Annotated in this window: 17 protein-coding genes, 1 tRNA gene and 1 pseudogene; 10 read left to right on the forward strand and 9 right to left on the reverse strand. The window is 35.9% G+C overall.

Annotation, left to right across the window (positions count from 1 at the left end; translation table 11 throughout):
- Positions 1-37: 37 nt before the first annotated feature.
- Entirely contained in the window at positions 38-868 is an 831-nt protein-coding gene (locus Q4566_RS12665; RefSeq protein ID WP_303421719.1) for a universal stress protein, read from the forward strand.
- 58 nt (positions 869-926) lie between these two features.
- Here Q4566_RS12665 and Q4566_RS12670 read toward each other — a convergent pair.
- Positions 927-999, reverse strand: a tRNA-Gln gene (locus tag Q4566_RS12670).
- Positions 1,000-1,150: 151 nt separating this feature from the next.
- On the opposite strand from Q4566_RS12670, the gene Q4566_RS12675 reads away from it, so the two are divergent.
- Complete coding sequence (locus tag Q4566_RS12675; RefSeq protein WP_303421721.1) at positions 1,151-4,462, forward strand: DUF2723 domain-containing protein; 3,312 nt, start codon at positions 1,151-1,153, stop codon at positions 4,460-4,462.
- A gap of 16 nt (positions 4,463-4,478) precedes the next feature.
- On the forward strand, positions 4,479-5,126 hold the full coding sequence (locus Q4566_RS12680) for a polysaccharide deacetylase family protein (protein WP_303421723.1): 648 nt from the start codon (positions 4,479-4,481) through the stop codon (positions 5,124-5,126).
- Here the strand turns inward: Q4566_RS12680 and Q4566_RS12685 are convergent.
- Positions 5,123-5,455, reverse strand: a pseudogene (locus tag Q4566_RS12685) (thioredoxin family protein); the annotation flags it as partial. The gene Q4566_RS12680 and the pseudogene Q4566_RS12685 overlap by 4 nt on opposite strands.
- A gap of 105 nt (positions 5,456-5,560) precedes the next feature.
- The gene (locus Q4566_RS12690) at positions 5,561-6,796 is read right to left on the reverse strand and encodes a metallophosphoesterase (RefSeq protein WP_303421725.1); all 1,236 of its coding nucleotides are present in this window, start codon (positions 6,794-6,796) and stop codon (positions 5,561-5,563) included.
- A 569-nt stretch (positions 6,797-7,365) separates the two neighbouring features.
- On the opposite strand from Q4566_RS12690, the gene polA reads away from it, so the two are divergent.
- From polA to Q4566_RS12705, 3 genes are read left to right on the forward strand one after another with little or no spacing between them, the layout of a single operon-like run.
- The gene (gene polA, locus Q4566_RS12695; protein WP_303421727.1) at positions 7,366-10,242 is read left to right on the forward strand and encodes a DNA polymerase I; all 2,877 of its coding nucleotides are present in this window, start codon (positions 7,366-7,368) and stop codon (positions 10,240-10,242) included.
- Between the two features lie 36 nt (positions 10,243-10,278).
- A complete protein-coding gene (locus tag Q4566_RS12700; RefSeq protein WP_303421729.1) occupies positions 10,279-10,530 on the forward strand; it encodes a hypothetical protein in 252 nt (83 codons plus the stop codon).
- Between the two features lie 16 nt (positions 10,531-10,546).
- Positions 10,547-10,939, forward strand: coding sequence for a (deoxy)nucleoside triphosphate pyrophosphohydrolase (locus tag Q4566_RS12705; RefSeq protein WP_368506597.1), 393 nt, complete (start codon positions 10,547-10,549; stop codon positions 10,937-10,939).
- Here the strand turns inward: Q4566_RS12705 and Q4566_RS12710 are convergent.
- The 6 genes from Q4566_RS12710 to Q4566_RS12735 form a co-directional block, all read right to left on the reverse strand.
- The gene (locus Q4566_RS12710) at positions 10,922-12,898 is read right to left on the reverse strand and encodes a DUF2075 domain-containing protein (RefSeq protein ID WP_303421731.1); all 1,977 of its coding nucleotides are present in this window, start codon (positions 12,896-12,898) and stop codon (positions 10,922-10,924) included. The genes Q4566_RS12705 and Q4566_RS12710 overlap by 18 nt on opposite strands.
- Positions 12,899-13,168, reverse strand: a complete 270-nt coding sequence (locus tag Q4566_RS12715; protein ID WP_303421733.1) for a helix-turn-helix domain-containing protein — start codon at positions 13,166-13,168, stop codon at positions 12,899-12,901. It lies immediately after the preceding gene.
- A 136-nt stretch (positions 13,169-13,304) separates the two neighbouring features.
- Entirely contained in the window at positions 13,305-14,036 is a 732-nt protein-coding gene (gene ric / locus Q4566_RS12720) for an iron-sulfur cluster repair di-iron protein (protein WP_303421735.1), read from the reverse strand.
- Positions 14,037-14,084: 48 nt separating this feature from the next.
- Entirely contained in the window at positions 14,085-14,519 is a 435-nt protein-coding gene (locus tag Q4566_RS12725; protein WP_303421737.1) for an Rrf2 family transcriptional regulator, read from the reverse strand.
- A 201-nt stretch (positions 14,520-14,720) separates the two neighbouring features.
- On the reverse strand, positions 14,721-15,068 hold the full coding sequence (locus tag Q4566_RS12730; protein WP_303421739.1) for a hypothetical protein: 348 nt from the start codon (positions 15,066-15,068) through the stop codon (positions 14,721-14,723).
- Positions 15,068-16,042 carry a polyprenyl synthetase family protein gene (locus tag Q4566_RS12735; protein ID WP_303421741.1) on the reverse strand — a complete coding sequence of 325 codons (975 nt, stop codon included), beginning with the start codon at positions 16,040-16,042 and terminating at the stop codon, positions 15,068-15,070. Before Q4566_RS12735 ends, Q4566_RS12730 begins: the two co-directional genes overlap by 1 nt.
- 134 nt (positions 16,043-16,176) lie before the next feature.
- Here Q4566_RS12735 and Q4566_RS12740 point away from each other — a divergent pair, with 134 nt between their 5' ends.
- The 4 genes from Q4566_RS12740 to Q4566_RS12755 are packed head-to-tail and all read left to right on the forward strand — an operon-like array spanning position 16,177 to position 22,803.
- Positions 16,177-16,785 (forward strand): TetR/AcrR family transcriptional regulator, encoded by a 609-nt coding sequence (locus Q4566_RS12740; RefSeq protein ID WP_303421743.1) that lies wholly within the window; start codon positions 16,177-16,179, stop codon positions 16,783-16,785.
- Positions 16,785-18,128, forward strand: a complete 1,344-nt coding sequence (locus Q4566_RS12745; RefSeq protein ID WP_303421745.1) for a TolC family protein — start codon at positions 16,785-16,787, stop codon at positions 18,126-18,128. Before Q4566_RS12740 ends, Q4566_RS12745 begins: the two co-directional genes overlap by 1 nt.
- A 10-nt stretch (positions 18,129-18,138) precedes the next feature.
- Positions 18,139-19,305, forward strand: a complete 1,167-nt coding sequence (locus Q4566_RS12750; protein WP_303421747.1) for an efflux RND transporter periplasmic adaptor subunit — start codon at positions 18,139-18,141, stop codon at positions 19,303-19,305.
- Between the two features lie 9 nt (positions 19,306-19,314).
- A complete protein-coding gene (locus Q4566_RS12755) occupies positions 19,315-22,803 on the forward strand; it encodes an efflux RND transporter permease subunit (RefSeq protein ID WP_303421749.1) in 3,489 nt (1,162 codons plus the stop codon).
- Positions 22,804-23,031 lie beyond the last annotated feature (228 nt).

Here is a 23,031-nt window from a genome sequence, read left to right on the forward strand (position 1 = left end):
TAAATTCAATATTAAAATCGAATAAAAATTAATACTTATGAACAAAATACTAGTACCTACAGATTTTTCAGAGCAAGCTGAAAACGCTTTAAAAGTGGCAACGCAATTAGCAAAAAAACATAATTGCGAAATTCACTTGTTACACATCCTTGATCTTCCTATGCATCAAATTGACCCAGTAAACGCAACAAGCTTCTCTTCTGGTCCAGAAGCCTTATTCTTTATGAAATTGGCAAAAAAAAGATTTGATGATTTATTAAACAAAGACTACCTAAAAGGTCTAACCGTATTTAGTACGGTAGATTTTCATGAAATTTATAGCGGTATTTCCGATCAATGTGAAAAACACGATATTGACCTTATTGTTATGGGTTCAAATGGCTCTAGTGGTATCGAAGAAATACTTATTGGTAGTAACACAGAAAAAGTCGTTAGAAATTCTGAAGTTCCTGTTCTGGTCATCAAAAAAGAACATGAAAATTTTGAGATAAACAACTTCGTTTTTGCTTCAGATTTCACCGAAGAAAACCAGTCTGCCTACAAAAAAGCACTGAAATTCACAGAATTATGGCAGGCTAAAATGCATTTACTTTTAGTGAATACACCTAATAAGTTTGTGACTACTAAGGAAGCCAATGCACGCATTGAGAAATTCACAAGCACATTAAAACCCGGAAACCAAACGGTAAATATTTATAATGATGATACTATTGAAAAAGGCATTATCAATTTTAGCTACGCCATAGACGCCGATTTAATTGGCATGAGCACACACGGCAGAAAAGGCATCTCCAATTTCTTTAACGGAAGCATTAGTGAAGATTTAGTAAATCATGCAAATCGCCCCGTTCTAACATTTAAATTATAACGAGTAACTATAAAAGTGAATAAATAAAAAAAGTCTTCCTAAAAGGAAGACTTTTTTGTTGGCCTACTAGGGCTCGAACCTAGACTCTTTGGTACCAAAAACCAACGTGTTGCCAGTTACACCATAGGCCATTCGTGTAATGAGGGTGCAAATTTAGAATAAAGTTTTAGTTCTGCAAACATTTTTTTAAAATTTTTTTCTCAAAAACTTAAGCTTTGTATAAAATCATTTGCGATACCATATTTATTCTTAAATTCGCAATGCAAAAAATAATAGATATACATGGCACATTTTGACTATAAAAAATGGAATACCATTTTAGGTTGGTTTTCTTTTTTAATAGCACTTATAACCTACAGTTTAACAGTAGAACCAACAGTAAGCTTCTGGGATGCTGGGGAATACATTTTAACATCGGCAAAACTAGAGGTAGGACACCCACCGGGAGCGCCCTTATTTCAAATGCTTGGAGCCTTTTTCTCCATGTTTGCTTTAGAACCTTCGCAAGTAGGTTTTATGATGAATATGATGAGTGCTGTAGCCAGCGCCTTCACCATATTATTCATGTTTTGGACCATCACCTTACTTCTAAAAAAGATGGTATCTAACGATGAAACACCTTCTAAAAATAAAGCCATAGCTATTTTAGGAAGTGCTTTAGTAGGAAGTTTAGCCTTTACTTTTACCGATTCTTTCTGGTTTAACGCCGTTGAAACGGAAGTTTATGCGATGGCAACATTAATCATGTCCGTTTTATTCTGGTTAGGTTTACGTTGGGAACAAGATATGCACAAACCACGAGGTAACCGTTGGTTGATTTTAATTGCTTTCATAATCGGACTCTCTTTTGGAGTGCACTTTATGGGTTTATTAACCATTCCTGCCATTGGGTTAATTTACTACTTTAAAAATTATAAAACAGTCACCGTTAAAAACTTCATTATTGCGAATGTAGTAGCTGTAGGTATCTTATTATTTGTATTCAAATTACTTGCACCAAATATTCTTAAAATTTTCAGTGTTTTTGAAATCTTCTTTGTGAACACAGTTGGCATGCCGTTTAATTCGGGATCTATCATTGCAGGAATTTCATTAGTAGCCCTTATTTATTTTGCTTTAAGATATACGCGGGACAAGAATTACGTGCATTTAAACACGGGCATTCTTTGTGTGACTTTCGTGATTATAGGTTTTGCTACTTGGATTATGTTACCTATTCGCGCCAACGCCAATGTGGTTGTAAACGAAAACAACCCAAATAGTGCTAGAGAATTATTAGCGTATTATAACTTAGAACAGTATCCTGAAACACATTTATTCTATGGCCCGCAATTTACAGATCAGTATGCTTATTTGGATGAAAACAACCCTTACATAGATGATAAACCAAATTATGAAAAGGATGAAGAAGCAGGTAAATATGTTATTGTAAACGATTATAAAAACGCAAGACAGAACTATAATTCAAAACACGCTTCTATCCTACCCCGTATGTGGAGTGGTGAGCATGCCGAAAACTATATGATGTTTTCTGGTTTTTTAGAATTTAAACTAAAACCAGAATATCAAATGGAAAATGAATTACGTAGAGCCGTTTCTAATTTTAGAAACGATGTTGCACAAGGCAATGTCGATTATGAAGATTACCATAACTTCTTAAAACAGTTTAAAGATTACATCGATATAGAAAAGCCATCGCTTTTTAGTAATATCACTTATTTATTTGAATACCAACTGGGTTATATGTACTGGCGCTATTTCATGTGGAATTTCACAGGAAGACAAGATGATATTCAAGGCCGTTACGACAACCACGGCAACTGGCTTTCGGGAATTAATTTTATTGATGAATGGCATTTAGGCTTGCCTCAAGAAAACTTACCAAGTGATGTTGAAAACAATAAAGCGAGAAATACGTATTACTTTCTACCACTTATATTAGGACTACTAGGTTTCTTCCTTTTATTTAATAAAGACAAAAAAATATTTTGGGTCATGTTGGTCTTCTTCCTGTTTACAGGAGTTGCCATTCAAGTGTACACGAATGTTAGACCGTTTGAACCTAGAGAACGTGATTATTCGGTAGTAGGTTCATTTTATGTATTCGCCATATGGATTGGTTTTGGGGTTTATAGCATCTATGAATTTGCTAAAAACTACATCCCTAAACAAATGGCAGCACCTATAGTAACCGCTATTTGTCTTATACTCGCACCTATTAATTTAGCAGCTAATAACTGGGACGATCATGACCGTTCAGGAAAATATACCGCCAACTCCATGGCTAAAATGTATTTAGATTCCTGTGCCGAAAACGCTATTTTATTCACCATTGGAGATAACGACACCTTTGCGCTTTGGTACGCTCAAGAAATTGAAGGTTACAGAACCGATGTGCGTGTGGTAAATACCAGTTTGTTTCAAACGGATTGGTACATCGACCAAATGAAGCGTAAAGCTTATGAAAGTGACCCGGTACCCTCACAACTTACACACGACTTATACCGCTATGGTACGAATGATTATATTATCATTCAACCGGTGATTAAAGACACCTTACAGGTGAAACAGTTTTTAGATTTTGTTGGTAGTAACAACCCAAAAACAAAATACAAATACGTTTTACAGCAACAAGGTGTAGATCTTTCTAAAGTTAGAAGTCAAGATGCAAATGCGACGTACTTGCCAACCCCACATTTACGTATTCCTGTGAATAAGGAAAACGCATTAAAGTCTGGTGTAGTAAAAGCCAAAGATGCTGATAAAATTGTACCGCATATCGACATTACCGTAAGCGGAGGCGCCTTATACAAAAACAGGTTACTTATGTTAGATATCGTCGCAAACAACGAATGGAAACGCCCTATCTATTTCACAGGAGGAAGTTTTGGTGACGACGATTACCTGTGGATGAAAGACTACCTACAACTAGATGGTGTATGTTACAAATTAACACCTATTAGAACGCCTATAGACAAATCAAATCCTTTTGACATGGGGCGTGTAGATAGCGACTTAATGTATGATTTAGTTAAAAATTGGGATTGGGGTAATAGCGGAAGTCCAGACATTTATCACGATGTTGAAACTAGAAAGAACTCCATCACTTACCGTGGAAACTTAGCCCGTTTAGGTGAACAATTAATTAACGAAGACAAACTAGATAAGGCTGAAGAAATAGCAGACATTGCTATGGAAAACATGCCGGTAGCCTACTTTGGGTACTACACGCTTTTAGAACCTTATATCAGTTTATATTACGAAGTAGGAAACCAGGAAAAAGCACGTCAGTTATTTAAAGATGTAGCGGCTAAATACCAAGAAAACCTAACTTATTATAGTGGTTTAAAAGTTGACAAACAAGAACGTTTATTTGAAGATATTTATACAGATATTCAACGTTATAAAGGTTTAATTGATGTTTTAATTGCATACGATGTTAAGTTTGCTGAAAGTGAAGGCGAAGTTTTCAATAACCACTTACGTGCTTTCAACCATTTTTATGGAGACGAAGAGCCAGAACCTGATGCGATTGAAACCACAATTCCAGAAGAAAAAAACGACGGCTTACAAGTTATAGACACCATCAAATAATTTATAAATTAAGGTTATGCCCTTAATTCCTGCAAAAGTTCCGTTAGTAGCAAAGAAGATGTTCCCAAATTATATTTGGGACATCCCTACTAGCGAAAAAACAATTTACCTCACTTTTGACGATGGCCCTACTCCAGAAATTACCCATTGGACTTTAAACGTTTTGAAAAAACATAAAGCCAAAGCCACTTTCTTTTGCATTGGTAATAATATAGAAAAGCATCCTGACATTTTTCAAGATATTCTAAAAGAAGGCCATGCCATCGGTAACCACACCTATAATCATGTTAAAGGTTGGAAAACAAAAACACCCGAATATATTGAAGAAGTTTTAAAAACCCAAGACATCATTGATTTTGAAACCAACACAACCAAGTCTACAAATTTATTCAGACCTCCTTACGGCAGAATAAAATCCAGTCAAGGCAAAAAACTTTTAGCCTTACACTACAAGATTATCATGTGGGATATTTTATCTTTTGATTGGGACCAATCAGTAAGCCCTGAAACCTGCCTAAAAAACGTCATTTCAAAAGCCACTAACGGAAGCATCATTGTATTTCACGACAGCGTAAAAGCTTCAAGAAACATGCAATATGCACTCCCTAAAGTTTTAGAATATTATAGTCAAAAAGGATTTTCATTTAAGGCCTTAGCCCATTAAATGTAGTCTTGAATAATACCAATAAGCGTATTGGCATCTTGTTCGCCGCTATGGCGCCATTTCATTTCACCATCTTTATAGATGATTAGGGTTGGTAACGCTTTTACACGTAAAGCATCAGCAAGCTCCTTATTTTTTTCAATATCAATTTTAATTACTTTAGCCTTATCGCCCAAAGCTGCAGCCACATCTCTTAAAGTAAGGTGCATGGCTTCCGATTGTTTATTCCATTCTGTGTAAAAATCTAACAAGACTGGAATTTTCACATCTATAAGTTCACCAAATTTTGACATACTTTCTAGTTTATTAATCAGATACATTAACTGAAAATTTAGCCATTTAGTCTTTACGAGACCAACAACTTTGCGCTATTCCTTTTAATGCATTACTATAAAAATAAGCAATTTCTATTCAATAGCAACATTTATAGGTAATTATGCGGGTGCTGTACCCTTTTTTAGCTCAATAACCGTAATTTCAGGCCAAATACCAACACGGCCGGGGAAGGCCAAGTAACCAAATCCGCGGTTTACATTAATGAATTGCCCCATTTCCTCGTAAATCCCTGCCCAATACTTATAACGCCACTTCGCAGGGCTCCAGCGAAACCAACCTGGAATTTCAATACCAAACTGCATACCGTGGGTATGTCCGCTTAAGGTTAAATGGTAATGATAATCGTCTTGAATCACTTTCTTTTCCCAGTGCGTTGGATCGTGACTCATAAGAATTTTAAAATCGTCTGCCTTAACATATTCCGAAGCCTTCTTTAAATCACCAGCCTGTTTAAAGCCGCCCGAGCCCCAGTTTTCAACACCAACTAAAGCAATACGTTCGCCGTTTTTCTCTAAAAACTTAGTTTCATTTAATAACATATTAAAACCTATTTCTTTTTGAATAGCCTTTAATTCGTCTAAATTCTGTTTTTGAGCAGCATCAGAGTCCCACTTCACATAATCGCCATAATCATGATTTCCGAGCACCGAATACAAGCCATCTTTCGCTTTTAATTTTCCAAAAACAGGTTTGTAGGGCAGTAATTCTTCTGCCTTATTATTCACCATGTCACCCGTAAAAAGAATAACATCACTGGCCTGCTCGTTAATTAACTCCACAGCATATTTCACCTTATCCATATCATCAAAACTCCCTGAGTGAATGTCACTGATTTGTGTGAGTTTATAACCGTCAAACGCGGCTGGCAAATCTTCAAAATACATGGTGTATTTTAAAACCTTATAATTGTAACGTCCTTTATAAATACCATAAATTATAGATGCCAGAGGAATGGCCGCTATACCCAAAGCGAGCTTACTTATAAATTGACGTCTTGATGTAAAGAAATCGCCTTTAGCAGCATCTCCAACCGTAAAATATCTGTAAATGGCTTGTGGTACCCGGAAAACATCTTCCATAAACATCATACCTACTAAAAAAATAAAGGGTACCATGGTGGCAATTAAAAACCCTACGGCGTAACCATGAGCATGCGAAAAACCATCACTTCTATTAAACCCATAGAAATGAAAAACGAAATTACCAAGAACAAAAAGAGTGATTACCCAATATAGTATTTGAAGTATGTTATTTTTGGTTACCGTTTTAAACGCTTGAAAGGCATAGAAATCGGCTACTAGAAAAATGACAATAAAAATAATCCAACGCAACATTTTAATTTTTTGCTAAAGATAGTCGTAATATAAAGGAATAGATTACGAACGGTTTGTATTTAACGAATCGTTAAGAATTAACAATGAAAAGTGAATAATGAAAAATGACGGGAGACCGAAGACGGAAGTTGTCGTTCCTGACGAAAGGCAGAATCGTTTAAATTAAAAATTAAAAACGGTTTAAGTATATTAAAAGTTAACTTACTATTACACGATTCAACAGATAAACAGTTCCAGTCGCAGTTTTCAGTCACAGTCCCAGTCACACGGTTAAACGGTTAAACGGTTAAACGGTTAAACAAATAAACGCATAAACAATTTTCAAATAAAAGGGAATAATGAAAAATTGACGTATTGTCAACGGTCTCCCGTCTTCGGTCAAAGTTTTCAGTTCGATCTCCCCGGTCTGCCAACAGGAAGGTTCTGAATGACAAAATCAAAATATTCTTAGTTATATGTCCATTCACAGAAACACAGAAATTTACTTATCCGCAGTAAAGCTCCACAATATAAACCATCATTTTAAGCCTAAGTTTTTGTAGTTTTGATTTTCTATCAAAACAAACAAAATGTCAGATCAAAAACGTCTTTTTTTAGTCGATGCTTACGCATTAATTTTCCGTGGTTATTATGCTTTTATAAAAAACCCAAGAATCAATTCTAAAGGCGAAGATACCTCTGCCATTATGGGTTTTATGAATTCATTATTGGACGTTATTAAGCGTGAACGCCCAGATCATTTAGCAGTTTGTTTTGATAAAGGCGGTAGCGCCGATCGTGTTGAAATGTTTGAAGCCTACAAGGCCAATCGCGACGAAACCCCTGAAGGCATAAAAACGGCAGTGCCCTATATCTATGAGATTTTAAAAGCCATGCACATTCCTATCATGGTGAAAGAAGGCTACGAAGCCGATGACGTTATCGGAACTCTAGCCAAACAAGCTGAAAAAGACGGTTACCAAACTTTCATGGTGACACCTGATAAAGATTTTGCACAGTTAGTTTCTGAAAATATTTTCATGTACCGCCCCGTTTTTGGTGGTGGTTACGAAACTTGGGGCATCCCAGAAGTACTGAAAAAATTTGAAGTTACAGATCCCCTACAGGTGATTGATTTTCTAGGTATGATGGGCGACGCCAGTGATAACATTCCTGGATTACCAGGTGTTGGTGAAAAAACAGCGAAAAAGTTTATAGCACAATTTGGCAGTATGGAAGGATTATTGGCCAATACCGATCAGCTTAAAGGCAAGATGAAAGAGAAAGTGGAAGCGAATGGTGAATTGGGTTTACTGTCTAAAAAACTAGCGACAATTATGCTGGATGTTCCGGTGGATTTTAATGCTGAAGACTTTGAAATGTCTGAACCTGACATCCCAAAAGTGACGGAGATTTTCCAAGAATTAGAATTTAGACGATTAATCGATAATTTTGTAAAAACCTTCGCGACCGAAGTTCCTACAACAGCAACTTCTAGTACTACTAAAGCTTCAGAAGTTACGGAAACAAAGGAAACACCAAAAGAAATAAAATCTGCTGGAGCAGGGCAATTCTCATTGTTTGGAGGAGGTCCCTCTTCCCTGACTACCGACAAGGCAGGCGCGGAAGCGCCAACAGAAAACACCTTCGAACGTAAAAACTTAACAAACACATCGCATTTCTACCAAAGCGTGGCGTCGGGAATGGCTACAAAATTGTTTATTAAAAACTTAATGAGCCAAACCAGTGTATGTTTCGATACCGAAACCACGGGTTTAAACCCGCTAACAGCAGAATTGGTGGGTATTGCATTTTCATGGGAAATTGGCAAAGGTTTTTACCTGCCGTTTCCTGAAGATAAAGCCGAAGCTCAAGAATTGGTAGAACTTTTGCGACCATTTTTTGAAGACGAAGCCATTGAAAAGGTTGGTCAGAATTTAAAATACGACATTAAAGTTTTAGCGAAATACAACTTAACCGTGAAAGGTAAACTGTTCGATACCATGTTAGCGCATTACTTAATAAATGCCGATATGCGTCATAATATGGATGTTCTAGCCGAAACGTATTTGAATTATTCACCCATGCCTATCGAGGCTTTAATTGGTAAAAAAGGTAAAAATCAATTGTCAATGCGTACTGTTGATTTGGAAAAACAAACGGAATATGCCGTGGAAGACGCCGATATTACCCTGCAGCTCAAAGAACACTTTAAAAACGAATTGGGTGAAGCCAACACGCAAACCCTATTTGACGATATTGAATTGCCTTTATTACGCGTTCTAGCAGCCATGGAATTAGAAGGTATTAATTTAGATATCCCTTTTTTAAATTCCTTATCGGAACAACTAAACAAGGATATCATAGATTTGGAAAAACGCATTTATGAAACGGCTGGTGAAGAATTTAATATCGCCTCACCAAAACAGTTGGGTATTGTTTTATTTGAAAAAATGAAATTGGTTGATAAACCGAAAAAAACAAAAACGGGACAATACAAAACCGGCGAAGATATTTTAAGTTACCTAGCCAAAGATCATGCGATTATTCAAGATATTTTAGATTTTAGAGGTTTATCGAAACTGAAAAGCACCTATATCGACGCCTTACCCAATCAGGTAGATGAAACCACTGGGCGTGTACACACCGATTATATGCAAACCGTTGCAGCTACGGGACGTTTAAGTAGTAACAACCCCAATTTACAAAACATCCCAATTCGTACCGAGCGCGGCAGACAGGTACGGAAGGCCTTTGTGCCACGCAACGACGAGTATACCTTACTCGCTGCCGATTACAGTCAGATTGAACTGCGTATTATCGCGGCTTTAAGCAAGGAAGAAACCATGATTGAAGCCTTTAAGAATGGCGAAGATATTCACGCCTCAACGGCTTCTAAAGTTTTTAATGTGCCTTTAGAGGAAGTGACTCGCGAACAGCGTAGCAACGCCAAAACCGTTAATTTCGGAATTGTTTACGGGGTTTCCGCCTTCGGACTAAGCAATCAAACCGAACTCTCTCGTGGTGAAGCCAAAGAGCTTATCGATACCTACTATGAAACTTACCCAAAGCTTAAAAAATACATGAGCGAACAGGTCGATTTTGCACGCGACAACGGTTATGTGCAAACCCTTTTAGGGCGTCGTCGTTATTTAAAAGACATCAATTCTAGAAATGCCATTGTTCGTGGTGCCGCAGAACGTAATGCCGTTAATGCTCCTATTCAAGGTAGCGCCGCCGATATTATTAAAATTGCCATGATTAACATCTACAACAAACTAGAAACTGGTGATTTTAAAACCAAAATGCTCCTACAGGTGCATGATGAATTGGTTTTTGATGTGTACAAACCCGAACTAGATACCATTAAAGATTTGGTGAAAACCGAAATGGAACAGGCTTACAAACTGGAAGTGCCGCTGGATGTTGATTTAGGAACTGGTGCTGATTGGTTGGAGGCGCATTAGGGCTATTGAAGCTTCTCCATTTTAACTAAATTGAAAATGATGAACACATTTAAAGCTTTAGATGTTGAATATTTAAGATCTTCGAGGACGATCGAAACCATATTGGTTACAAATAAAAACTTAAGTGAGATTTTTTTCGTTTATAATTATGAAGGTGTTTCTTATCGTGTTTTTAAAACACATTTAGATTTAATACACTTTTTCCAAGACCACACAGACAATAGCATTCACTTTAGTACCGAAGATGAACTCGATGACTTTTTATCTGAAGTAAAATTGGCCGCTTAGTCAAAAAGGATTTCCTATGAAAATCATTCCCGTTACATGTGCTATCATACAGTTCGAAGAAAAAGTTCTAGCTGTTCAAAGAAGTGAAACCATGAAACTTCCTCTAAAATGGGAGTTTGCAGGCGGAAAGGTTGAACCAGGTGAAACAGAAGCTGATTGTATTAAGCGTGAAATTCTTGAAGAGTTAAACATTAAAATAAAAGTTGAAAAAAGATTGACGCCTGTAATTCATGAATACCCTGATTTTAAAATTAAACTCATTCCTTTTATGGCTGAATTTGTTTCTGGAGAATTAAAACTTAGCGAACACCGTGATTTTGTTTTAGCCGATAAAAAAGATTTAAGTAATTTAGATTGGGCTGAAGCTGACTTACCAATTTTAAAAGAGTATTTACTTCAAAGCCGTTAACTCTTCTATTCCAATTTCTTTTAAATAATTATAAGTCCCATCATAAAAATGACTTGGTCTGGTGTGGTCTAACCCTGAACCTTCAGGTATAAATATCACCATGCCTTGTCGTGCACGTGTTAACAAAACACGGTATGTATTTTTAAGATATTCTTTACTAATTTCTTGGTTTATATTCATCCACTTGCTTCCCTTAAAACTTTGATAGTTCCATTGGCTACCACTAATGTAGAAATTTGCTCCCCAAACCAAACATGTCCTATCTATTTCTAGACCTTGTATGTCGAATTCTGTGGCTATGTCTTCAAGAAAGGAAGAAGACCTAATATCTTCTGGGTCATTTAAAAACCAATTAGGAGCAGAAATTTCATTCTTAACATCAACACCTATTGCTCTAAGCCTCCGAGCCCCTGAAGAAGCTATTAAACCAATTCTTTCAGAACCTTTACTTTCCTTCCTTAACCAGTTTTTGGCAACTTCTAAATTTCTAGTAACATAAATTGGAAAGTCATTTTTAATTTCTGAAAAAAGTTGTTTGGCTCTATTTGTATTTAAGTCTAAAAGTTCATGAACAAACTCTGAAAGTTTCTCTGACCTAAAAGAGCGTATAGAAACCGCTAAATGCAATTCTGAGACTGGTACAGCATTTATAAAAAGCCATTCTTTTTGAGTTTTTGTTTTAATATAATTTGAGCTATCAACTATTAAATTAGAATAATGCACCTCCCAATCTTTGTAATTGTTTTCAAAAGACCGAATCCACTCTTCTAGCCCTGCTTCTCCTGTATTAATTTCTTGTCCTCCACCAATAAGACAAACAATTGTACACCAATCTTTATGACGATTCATGACATCAATCAAAAATTCAGGTTCAGACATTTCGAAATTCTCAATACCCTTCTTTCTTTTCATAAACGAAGCCACCTGCTTTTTAGTCCAAGCTCTTTGGGCTTCATCAAACACTACAACTTTTTCCGTAGGTTCAATATCATGCTTCAGATATTCATCTCTAAAATGATGAATATTTTGAATGAATGCATTGGTTCTTCGTTTCGCATTATCTTTGGTAACCCGCTCTCCATTTTCTTTTGATGTTTTAACAAGATCTCTTGCTAAAGCTTCTCTTAAAACATCTACTAAAGGACCGTTTCCTGAAAGAAAAACGGCATGTTCCTCTTCATCAGATTTCATTCTTTCATTAGCAACATTTAAACCTGCTAATGTTTTCCCCGCTCCAGGCACCCCCGTGACAAAACAGATAGATTTCTTTCTATTAAACTTAGAATCATCAATGACTTTATTAATATAATCAGATGTTTCTGTTAAGTTTATTTTATCAGCATCATGACGAGAAATTTCTTTTACTTGATGGCCTTTATAAAGCGCCTGAGCTACTTCTATTATAGTAGGAGTGGGCTTGTAAATTGAATTCTCCCATATATCAACATCAATTTTATTACTTGAAAATTGAGTAAATTTTTCAATCACTACACCGATACCATTTTTATTACATTTCGCTGCACAATAATGTTCTATAACATCCTTTATATCATAGGAACCACACGATGCATTCGTAGCTACTAAAACTGGAATTAGTTTTACAAAGTGACTTCCTTCGTGAAAATTTTTCAAATCCAAACAATAATCAATCACTTGAATTTCTGCATGTTTTAGATAACTAGAATCTCCAACTTTAAACTCAACAACAAAAACACAATCATCTACAATGATTATGTTATCAACCCTTTTTCCCATCCTCGGGATTTCAAATTCAAAATAAATAGAACCTTTGATTCCTATTAATTGATTCTTTAAAATTTCAATCTGCTTCACCCAAGCATTCTTTTGTAGATCTTCTAAAGAACGATTAGTATGATTTAAGCTTAATTCTCCCAATATTGAATTAGAATCGGTCGATAAAAACTCTAAAATTGAGTTGCTATAATACGCTCTTTTCATTTAACTATCAGATTTGAATTTATAATCTTGATAGCTAAGTTTAGGATTCTGATTTTTGAAGTTTAACAAATCAGAGATGTCCATTTCAAAAGCTTTTGAAAAGACCGCAATGTTGGTTAAGGATATATTTCTTTCACCACGTTCTATCATACCTATGTATGTGCGATGAAATCCCGTTATGAATGAAAGTTTTTCTTGACTTAAATTATTTTTAAGTCTTAAGTCCCGAATTTTTAATCCAAATTCTTTTAGAAGAAATTTATTTATCATTTATCGAAACTATACTTATTGTATGCAAAAATCAACATACAATAAGTATCATAACTTTCAGTCTAGTATAACCCAAAAAAAATCCAGAAGCTCTCTCTTTCTTCTGGATTTTCGGATTGAAATATAAATAGCTTAGTTAATGAAATTGTTTCTCTAATTTAATAGCTTGTGGGAATAAAATATTATTCTCTAAATGAATGTGGGTATGTAAATCTTGCTCAAATTCTTCTAGCATGGCATAGGTTACTCTAAAGGTATTACAAGCATCTGCTGGCGGATTGTAGTTATTGGTTAACTCGGCAATTTTTCTAAAACGTACGCCTTCATTATCGTGTTCTTCCATCATCATGGCAATTGGGTTTTCAACGGTTCCAAAATGTGGCGCCTCAACAGCAGCTTGACTTAAAGTCGCAGCTACCATTTTTTTAACAAATGGAAAAAGAACTAATTCTTCTTTCTTTAAATGTGAAGCCAATTCCCCTGCCGATGCCATAAACAAGACGTTAATTTCTAACAATTCTGGATGTCTTTCTCCATGAACTTTGCATAACTTGGCTAAAAACTGACGTAAAACCGGGATTTTTTCTTCCACATAACGGTGGTGTTTTTTCTCTATATAATCGGCCAATAAATCTAAAGGCCAAGATTTATAATCAATTGCTTGTCCGTTTTGAGAACTAGTAACCGCTTCTAATTTATCTAACAATTCGTTAGTATCAATATTGTTTTTCTCACACACCTCTTCTACCGAACGGTTTCCTCTACAACAAAAATCGATACCGTAATTACTAAATACAGCGGCTGTTCTAAAATCTTCTGCTACGAATTGCCCAACTTCTTTTTGAGCATTGTTAATTAATACTTCCATAATATTGCTTATTTCGGATAAATTTATCCTATTTATATTCAAATTTTTTTAAACCTTCAAAAAGGCGTCTCCAGATTTTATATTAAGCGCTAACTCCTCTAAAGAAGTGTTTTCCAACATATCTTTTAACCCCGCCCTTACGGCTACAAACTTATCATGAACTGAACAAGGGTGGCTCGCATCACATTTATGAAGCCCTAAACCACAACCCTTATAAATACTATCGCCATCAATAGCATTAACCACCTGCGATAATTTGATACTACTTAACTGGTTTCTATCAATTTCAAAACCACCATAGGCTCCTTTCACCGAAGTCACCAAATCGTTTCTCACTAAAGCCTGTAAAATTTTTGCTGTAAACGCTTGTGGCGAGTCTATTTCTTCTGAAATGGCTTTCGGACTCACACGCTTGCCTTCATACGATTGTGTTGCGATAAAAATCGCGGCTTTTATACCATATTCACAAGCTTTTGAAAACATATACTAACTGATTACACCACAAAGGTAAAGAATATTTTTTAATTCGGATAAGTTTATCCTTATTAAATTTTTTTGTGCCTGGTAAAGCCATAAAGTTCCTCGCAAAGGCGCAGAGACGTAAAGTTGCAAAATTCAACGTCAGCCCAAGTCTTCCGTCACCCGTCTTCGGTCTTCGGTCAAAATTTTCAATTCAACCAATAATCAATAATGATTCTTATACCACACCTTTTGCCACTCACGTTTTAAAATTAAAAACGCCACGTCTTCGGCTAACTGAACCGTATCATCACCATCAAGGGCTTTGACTTGGTTTTCAGAAACATCAACGATATAAAGTAAGTTTAAGTATTCGGCGAACTTCTCTTGAATGAGTTTGTAAACCGCTTCATGAAGTAAGAGTTTCAAACTGGTTGGTAGAATATCTTCATGAAAATCTAAATCGATATTAGCCAGCAGAAAGTCCTTGTTAAGTTGTTGAATCAACTTTGTATACAAATCCAATTGATGGGCTTCAGCAATTAAATTATCAAAAGTAGTAGGCAGCTGCATTATACCGTTCTATTCATTAAATTATTTCCAAACGCCTTCAATAACGCTTTTTTGTCTTCCGAAATATCTAAAATATCTAACACTTGAAAAGCCTTATTAGTGTATTCCAAAATGGCTTTTTTTGTCGCTTCCGCGGAACCTGAAGTTTGAAAAATAGCTTTGGCGCGTTCAATTTTAGATGATGAATCCTCTACAGTTGAAGCAAACAATTCTTGTAATTCTACTTTTTCTGAAGCTTCCGAAAATTCTAAAGCTTTCAAATACAAATAGGTTTTTTTGTTTTCAATAATATCACCTCCAACTTGCTTTCCGAAGGTTTTCGGATCACCAAAAGCATCTAAATAATCATCTTGAAGCTGAAATGCAATCCCTAAATACCTTCCGAAATCGTAAATACCTGTTTGATCTTCTTCCGAAGCATGCGCCACGATAGCGCCCATTTTCATCGCTGCACCTACTAATACCGCCGTTTTGTATTCAATCATTTTCAAATACTCGGGAATAGTCACATCGTTTCTTGTTTCAAAATCGATATCGTATTGCTGACCTTCGCAAACTTCTAAAGCCGTTTTACTAAACAATTTAGCCAAAGCCTGAAAAACATCAGCCTCATAAGTTTCAAAAAGTTGATACGCCATAATCAGCATGGCGTCTCCAGAAAGTACCCCCGTGTTGATATCCCACTTTTCATGCACCGTTTCTTCACCTCTTCTTAAAGGCGCACCATCCATAATATCATCATGAACTAAAGAAAAATTATGAAAAACCTCAATACTCAAAGCAGCATTGAGCGCTTTTTTGTAGTCGCTGCTAAAAATATGAGCCGTCATTAAAGTGAGAACTGGTCTTAAACGTTTTCCGCCTAAGTTTAAAATATATTCTATAGGTTGATAAAGTCCTTTAGGCTCTTTAACAAATGAATAATCTTTTAGGAATGTTATAAATTCCTCTTGGTATTTTTCTATCGAAAGCATCGAACAAAAATAAACGAATTCGTCGTATTATGAAGTATCCATGTAAAATTACTATTAATTTAACTTTAAAACTTCGGAAACTTTATTTGTTTTTAAAGTTTCCATACCTATATTTGCACCGAATTTGAAAATGAATGAAAGATAAAATTATTATTAAATCGGCTGAGTTATTCTTAAACCTAGGGTTTAAGAGTGTCACTATGGACGATATTGCGAATGAAATGGGCATTTCTAAAAAGACCATTTATAATTATTTTGATACCAAAACAAAACTTATAGAGGCTGCTGCTATTTATAAGTTTGAATGCATATCCATGTCCATTAATGATATTGTTTGTTTAAATGCTAATCCAGTAGAAGAGCTTATTAAAATAAAAGAGTTCATTTCTACGTACATGAGCAACCTCAAAGAGTCTCCAGATTTTCAATTAAAAAAATATTACCCACGAATTCACAACCTACTTAGAAATAAGCAATTTGAAGTCATGCAAGACTGTGTAAGTGATAATTTAAATCGAGGCATTTCAGCGGGCTTATACCGAAAAGACTTAGATGTCGATTTTATTTCTAGAATCTATTTTAGTTCTCTGGGCGCGCTCAAGGATGACGATGTTTTTCCTAATAATCAATTTACACTAAAGCAATTACTAGACAATTATTTAGAATACCATTTACGAGGCATATGCACACCTTTAGGCCTAGATTTATTAAATAAAAAGAATACAATAATTAATAACGAATAATGAAAAACAAACTAATTACACTATTTAGTTTATGCTTAAGTATGATGGCCTTCGCCCAAGAAGTTCCCACATCATTTAGCTTACAAGAGGCCATTGACTACGCCTTGATTCATAATAGAACAGCCAAAAATGCTACCCGCGATATAGAAATGGCTGAAAAAGAAAAATGGGAAACTACTGCTACCGGTTTACCTCAAATTAATGCCGCTGTTGATTACCAAAACTGGTTAAAGCAGCAAGTATCTCTACTACCAGCCGAAATAACAGGTGGTACACCTGGCACATTCGTACCTGTAGAGTTTAGCCCTAAGCAAAACATTGGTGCTACGGCTACTTTAAGTCAGTTATTATTCGATGGTTCTTATTTGGTAGGTTTACAAGCCTCCAAGGTATATTTAGAAATTTCTGAAAATGCCAAAATAAAAACAGACCTTGAAGTAAGAAAAGCGGTAATTAATGCCTACGGAAATGTGTTAGTTACTAATGAAAGTTTAACCATTTTAGAAAGTAATAAAGCTATTTTAGAATCGAACTTAAACGAAATTCAAAAAACTTACGATAACGGATTAGAAGAAGAAGAAAGTTTAGAGCAAATTAAAATTTCTTTATCGAGCTTAGTTAGTGATTTAAACAATGTGAAACGTTTAAAAGTGCTGGCTTACCAAATGCTGAACATCACTTTAGGTATTGACCTTAATTCGGACATCGTGCTTACAGACAACCTAGAAATGTTAAGTCTTCAATACACCTCACTTGAAGCCTTAGCGGCCGATGATAGCGTTGAAAACACCATTGATTACCTCATTGCTGAAAATGAAGTAGAAAGTAAAGATCTTATGGTAAAACTAGCCATGAGTAAAGGCATGCCAACACTTAGCGCCTTTGTTAACGGTGGTTACAGTGCCTTTGGTGAAGATTTCGGATTTGTAAGAAGTGATCAAAAATGGTACGCCTCATCAATGTTTGGTGTGAGTTTAAACATTCCTATTTTTAGTTCATTAGGACGATCGGCGGCCACACAACAGGCGCGTATCGACCTAGAAAAAGCCAATGAAACTTTAATTGACACCGAACAACAACTGATGCTTCAAATTTCAACAGCAAAAAGTGAATACCAATTTGCCATAGAAGATTATGCCAATAAAAAGCAAAATTTAGATCTAGCAGAACGTATAGAACGTAAAAATGAAACTAAATTCTTTGAAGGTATTGCTTCAAGTTTCGACTTGCGTCAAGCACAAACGCAATTGTATCAAGCGCAGCAAGAATACTTACAAGCCATGATAGACATTATCAACAAAAAAGCAGAATTAGACGCCATTTTAAATACTACAAATTACTAAACAACACAACATGAAACATATATATACTATCGCCGCTTTTACATTCCTTTTAATTTCCTGCGGAGGCAAAGAGCAATCTGTAGAGCAAATATTAGCCGAAGGCAATATTGAAACCATTCGTACAAAACGTACCGAATTAGAAACGGAAAAAATTAAATTAAGCGAACAAATTAAATTAATTGATGAAAAATTAGAAGAACTAGACGATACTAAAAAGTTACCTTTAGTAACCACGGTTAAAGCAAAAACTGAAAATTTTGTGCATTATTTAGAATTACAAGGTAGTGTTCAAACAAAACAAAATATTGTTATCTATCCTGAAACTTCTGGTATCCTTCAAAAAGTTTACGTAAAAGAAGGACAACAAGTATCTAAAGGGCAAACTTTAGCTAAAATTGACGATGGCGGCTTAGAGCAACAAGTTTCTCAAATGGAAATTCAACTGGCTTTAGCGCAAACCACTTTCGAGCGTCAAAAACGCCTTTGGGATCAAAAAATAGGAAGTGAAATTCAATTCCTTCAAGCTAAATCTAATTACGAAGCGCAAGAGCAGTCTGTAAATCAGTTAAAAACACAACTCGCCAAAACAACAATTACAGCACCATTTACAGGGGTAATAGATGATATCATTACAGATCAAGGGAGTGTGGTTATGCCTGGACAATCACAATTAATTCGTATCGTAAACCTAAGCGATATGTATATAGAAACTGAAGTTCCAGAAAACTACATTACAGATGTTGTTAAAGGTAAAAAGGTCAAAGTAGAGTTCCCTGTTTTAGGAACTTCTGTAGACACCGAAGTACGCCAAGCAAGTAACTTTATTAACCCTGCCAACCGTACCTTCAAAGTTGAAATTGCTGTGCCTAATAAAGACAAACACATTAAACCAAACTTAACAGCGAAGCTTAAAATTAATGACTATTCTAGTAAAAACGCTGTATTAATTCCGTTAAGTATTATTTCTGAAAATGCCAATGGCGAACAATATATTTATGTGATTAAGAATAAAAACAACGAATCTGAAGCCGTTGCAGAACGTGTAATCATTACCACAGGTAAAACACAAGGGGATATCATCGAAGTTCTAAGTGGTATAGAAGCCAGTGCCGAAATTATTAATGAAGGAGCGCGTAGCGTAAGAGACGGGCAAACGGTAAAAGTTATTAAATATTAAGCCATAATCATGACAAAAAAGAAAAAGAATATCGACAAGGAATTTGGACTGTCGTCGTGGGCTATTAATAACAAAACCACGATTTACGTGATCATGGCCGTAATTTTCTACTTAGGAATTACCGCTTATTACCACATGCCACGTGAAAATTTCCCAGAGGTTAAAGAAACCAAGATTTATGTAAGCTCTGTCTATCCAGGAAATACAGCCGAGGATATCGAAAAACTGATTACAGATCCGCTTGAAGACAGGTTAAAAACCATCAGTAATGTGGTTGAAATTACCTCTACATCGCAAGAGGATTATTCTATGATTATCGTAGAATTTGACGCAAACATAGCGGTAGAAGCTGCTAAGCAAAAGGTAAAAGATGAAATAGATTCTGAAACCGCTGGTGAAGACTGGCCTACGTTTAACGACGCCAAAGTAGAACCCAACGCTTTCGATTTAAACCTATCGGAAGAAATGCCCATTCTGAACATTAATATTTCTGGGGATTATCCTGTTGAAAAATTAAAAGATTTTGGTGAATACCTTCAAGATGAAATTGAAGACCTTCAGGAAATTAAACAAGTAGACATTCGTGGCGCCCAAGAAAAAGAAGTTGAAGTCGCTGTAGACATCTACCAAATGATGGCTGCCCAAGTAAGTTTTAATGATGTGATTAACGCCATTCGTGGAGGGAACGTCACCATGTCGGCCGGTAATTTAATTTCAAGTGGTCAACGTAGAACCATACGTATTTTAGGTGAAGTTGAAGACCCTCAAGAACTTAATAATTTCGTTATTAAGTCAGATAACGGCAATCCTATTTATTTAAAAGACATTGCTAATGTTTCTTTTAAAGAAAAAGATAGAACTACATACGCTCGTGAATTTGGACACCGTGTGGTGATGCTAGATGTTAAAAAACGTGCTGGAAAAAACATGGTGGATGCTGCAGAGCAAATTCAGCAAATTGTTGCAGATACCAAAGAGAATGTGTTTCCGTCAGACTTAACAGTAACCATAGCAAACGATCAATCATCTGTAACTATTGGTCAAGTTGACGACCTCGTAAATAATATCATTTTCGGTATTATTCTAGTTGTTACAGTACTGATGTTCTTCTTAGGGTTTAAAAATGCGCTGTTCGTAGGTTTCGCCATACCGATGTCGATGTTCATGTCTTTAATGATTTTAAATCTTTTAGGCTATACATTAAATACGATGATTCTTTTCGGACTTATTATGGGTCTAGGAATGCTTGTAGATAACGGTATTGTGGTTGTTGAAAACGTGTACCGCTTGATGGACGAAGAAGGCATGAGTAGAAAAGAGGCAGCCAAAGTAGGTATTGGTGAAATTGCCTTTCCTATTATCATTTCTACGGCAACAACAGTAGCCGCCTTTATTCCGCTAGGACTTTGGCCAGGTGTCATGGGACAATTTATGATGCTTCTTCCTATAACTTTATCAACCGTTTTAGGGTCTTCTTTAATTGTTGCGATTTTCTTCAATTCAGTATTGGTTTCAAAATTCATGACTACCGAAGACAAGGACATGCCTTTAAAAAACATCGTAGTCATAACTGGAATTATTTCAGCCATTGGACTGCTTGTTTTAATTTTTGGTGGTGCTTACCGAGGCTTAGGCGGACTTATGCTTTTCACAGCTGTCATGCTTTGGATTTACAGGTTATTTTTAAGAAAAATGGCTAACAGATTTCAAACAAAAACCTTAGTAAAACTTGAAAATTTATATGAACGTGAGCTGCGTCGTGCATTAAGCAAAAAATGGCCGGCTTTTATTACGGTAACTACTTTTGTATTGCTTATCGTTGCTTTTGTCGCCTTTGGTGCATCTCTCGCGTCACAACGTACTAAAGTAGAGTTTTTCCCTGATAATAAACCAAATCAGATTATTGTTTATATCGAATACCCTGAAGGTACCGATATCGAAAAAACAAATGCGATTACTAAAGAAATTGAGGCCAAAGTATATGATGTTTTAGATGATGACATGTACAAGGATGGTGATTATAACTTTTTAGTTGAAAGTGCCGTTTCGCAAGTTGGTGAAGGTGCTGGGAATCCGCAAACTGATGGTGGTTCTGCTGCAGAAATGCCACATAAAGCTAAGATTACCGCGTCCATGCGTGAATATAAATACCGTAAAGGCGCCGATAGTGAATTGCTTCGACAAAAAGTACAAAAAGCGCTTGTAGGTATTTACCCTGGTGTTTTAATTTCGGTTGAAAAAGATCAAAATGGACCACCTGCTGGTTCTCCTATCAACATTGAAATTGAAGGTGATGATTACGCACAACTTATCGGTGTAGCCGAAAATATGCGTGATTTTATCAACGAAAAAAACATCGCTGGTATTGATGAATTAAAAATTGATGTAAACAAAGACAAACCAACCATGATGGTTGAAGTTGACCGTGCCAAATCTGGAGAATTAGGGGTAAGCGCCAGTCAGGTTGGAACACAGTTACGTAATTCTATTTTTGGTAGTAAAGCGGGCGTTTACAAAGAAGATGGTGACGATTTTGATATCTATGTGCGTTTCAATGAAGCGAATAGATATAATACCAGTGCTATTTTTAATCAGAAAATTACCTTTAGAGATAATACGGGGCAAATTAAAGAGATTCCGGTATCTGCTGTAGCCAAGCAAAATAACACATCGGGCTATAATGCGATTAAACATAAGGACACGAGACGTGTTGTTACTGTGTATTCGGCACTATCTCCTGGTTTTACAGATGCAGCGGCCATAGTTGGGCATATTCAAAGAGAAATGAAAACCTTTGAAAACTTACCTCAAGGCGTGAAAATTGATTATACAGGTCAAATCGAAGAACAAAATAAGCAAATGGCCTTTTTAATGGGCGCCTTTTTCACAGGGTTAGCGCTTATCTTTTTCATATTGATTTTCCAATTCAACTCGGTTTCAAAACCAGGAATCATCATGTTGGCGATTTTCTTAAGTTTTATTGGTGTATTTGGCGGACTAGTAGTCACGGGAGATGCTTTCGTAATTATGATGACCATGATGGGTATTATTTCACTCGCTGGTATTGTAGTAAATAACGGTGTGGTACTTCTAGATTACGCCCAACTGCTTATCGACAGAAAGAAAAACGCCTTAGATCTGGATAATGATGCCTACTTAAGCCTAGATGATTTATACGAATGTATTGTTCGTGCAGGTAAAGCACGTTTACGTCCGGTATTACTAACGGCCATTACAACCATTTTAGGCCTTATCCCTCTGGCTATCGGATTAAACATTAACTTCTTTACTTTGGTTAATGATTTTGATGCCAACATTTATATGGGTGGTGATAACGTGGTGTTCTGGGGACCATTGGCATGGACGGTAATTTACGGATTAGTTGTGGCAACCTTCTTAACCCTTATTGTAGTTCCTGTGTTTTTCTACTTGATAACACGATTTAAAATGTGGTTGTTTAAAGACCGTGTTGGTGCTACCGAAAAGTTAGAGGCTTAAAAATATTGACATATCATTTTTAATTGTGTGACTAACTCGATTAATAGCAAGAGAGCTTCAGTTTAATTACTGAGGCTTTCTTTTTTGTTAGTTGATGGTTATTAGTTTTTGGTTTTTGGTAGCTTACTCTTGCGCTAGGTTTCCTAGACACAGATTTCACGGATTTCACAGATTTTTGCGCAATACATCTTTGCGACCTTGCGTCTTTGGGAAATACTTTTTGTCTCT

The organism is Tamlana sp. 2_MG-2023 (genome assembly GCF_030548465.1).
GTDB lineage: Bacteria > Bacteroidota > Bacteroidia > Flavobacteriales > Flavobacteriaceae > Pseudotamlana.

Bases quoted from the DNA above. Each gene is read 5' to 3' on its own strand.
- Q4566_RS12665 (WP_303421719.1), top strand. From the start codon at position 38: ATGAACAAAATACTAGTACCTACAGATTTTTCAGAGCAAGCTGAAAAC.
- Q4566_RS12675 (WP_303421721.1), top strand. From the start codon at position 1,151: ATGGCACATTTTGACTATAAAAAATGGAATACCATTTTAGGTTGGTTT.
- Q4566_RS12680 (WP_303421723.1), top strand. From the start codon at position 4,479: ATGCCCTTAATTCCTGCAAAAGTTCCGTTAGTAGCAAAGAAGATGTTC.
- Q4566_RS12690 (WP_303421725.1), bottom strand. From the start codon at position 6,796: ATGTTGCGTTGGATTATTTTTATTGTCATTTTTCTAGTAGCCGATTTC.
- polA (WP_303421727.1), top strand. From the start codon at position 7,366: ATGTCAGATCAAAAACGTCTTTTTTTAGTCGATGCTTACGCATTAATT.
- Q4566_RS12700 (WP_303421729.1), top strand. From the start codon at position 10,279: ATGATGAACACATTTAAAGCTTTAGATGTTGAATATTTAAGATCTTCG.
- Q4566_RS12705 (WP_368506597.1), top strand. From the start codon at position 10,547: ATGAAAATCATTCCCGTTACATGTGCTATCATACAGTTCGAAGAAAAA.
- Q4566_RS12710 (WP_303421731.1), bottom strand. From the start codon at position 12,898: ATGAAAAGAGCGTATTATAGCAACTCAATTTTAGAGTTTTTATCGACC.
- Q4566_RS12715 (WP_303421733.1), bottom strand. From the start codon at position 13,168: ATGATAAATAAATTTCTTCTAAAAGAATTTGGATTAAAAATTCGGGAC.
- ric (WP_303421735.1), bottom strand. From the start codon at position 14,036: ATGGAAGTATTAATTAACAATGCTCAAAAAGAAGTTGGGCAATTCGTA.
- Q4566_RS12725 (WP_303421737.1), bottom strand. From the start codon at position 14,519: ATGTTTTCAAAAGCTTGTGAATATGGTATAAAAGCCGCGATTTTTATC.
- Q4566_RS12730 (WP_303421739.1), bottom strand. From the start codon at position 15,068: ATGCAGCTGCCTACTACTTTTGATAATTTAATTGCTGAAGCCCATCAA.
- Q4566_RS12735 (WP_303421741.1), bottom strand. From the start codon at position 16,042: ATGCTTTCGATAGAAAAATACCAAGAGGAATTTATAACATTCCTAAAA.
- Q4566_RS12740 (WP_303421743.1), top strand. From the start codon at position 16,177: ATGAAAGATAAAATTATTATTAAATCGGCTGAGTTATTCTTAAACCTA.
- Q4566_RS12745 (WP_303421745.1), top strand. From the start codon at position 16,785: ATGAAAAACAAACTAATTACACTATTTAGTTTATGCTTAAGTATGATG.
- Q4566_RS12750 (WP_303421747.1), top strand. From the start codon at position 18,139: ATGAAACATATATATACTATCGCCGCTTTTACATTCCTTTTAATTTCC.
- Q4566_RS12755 (WP_303421749.1), top strand. From the start codon at position 19,315: ATGACAAAAAAGAAAAAGAATATCGACAAGGAATTTGGACTGTCGTCG.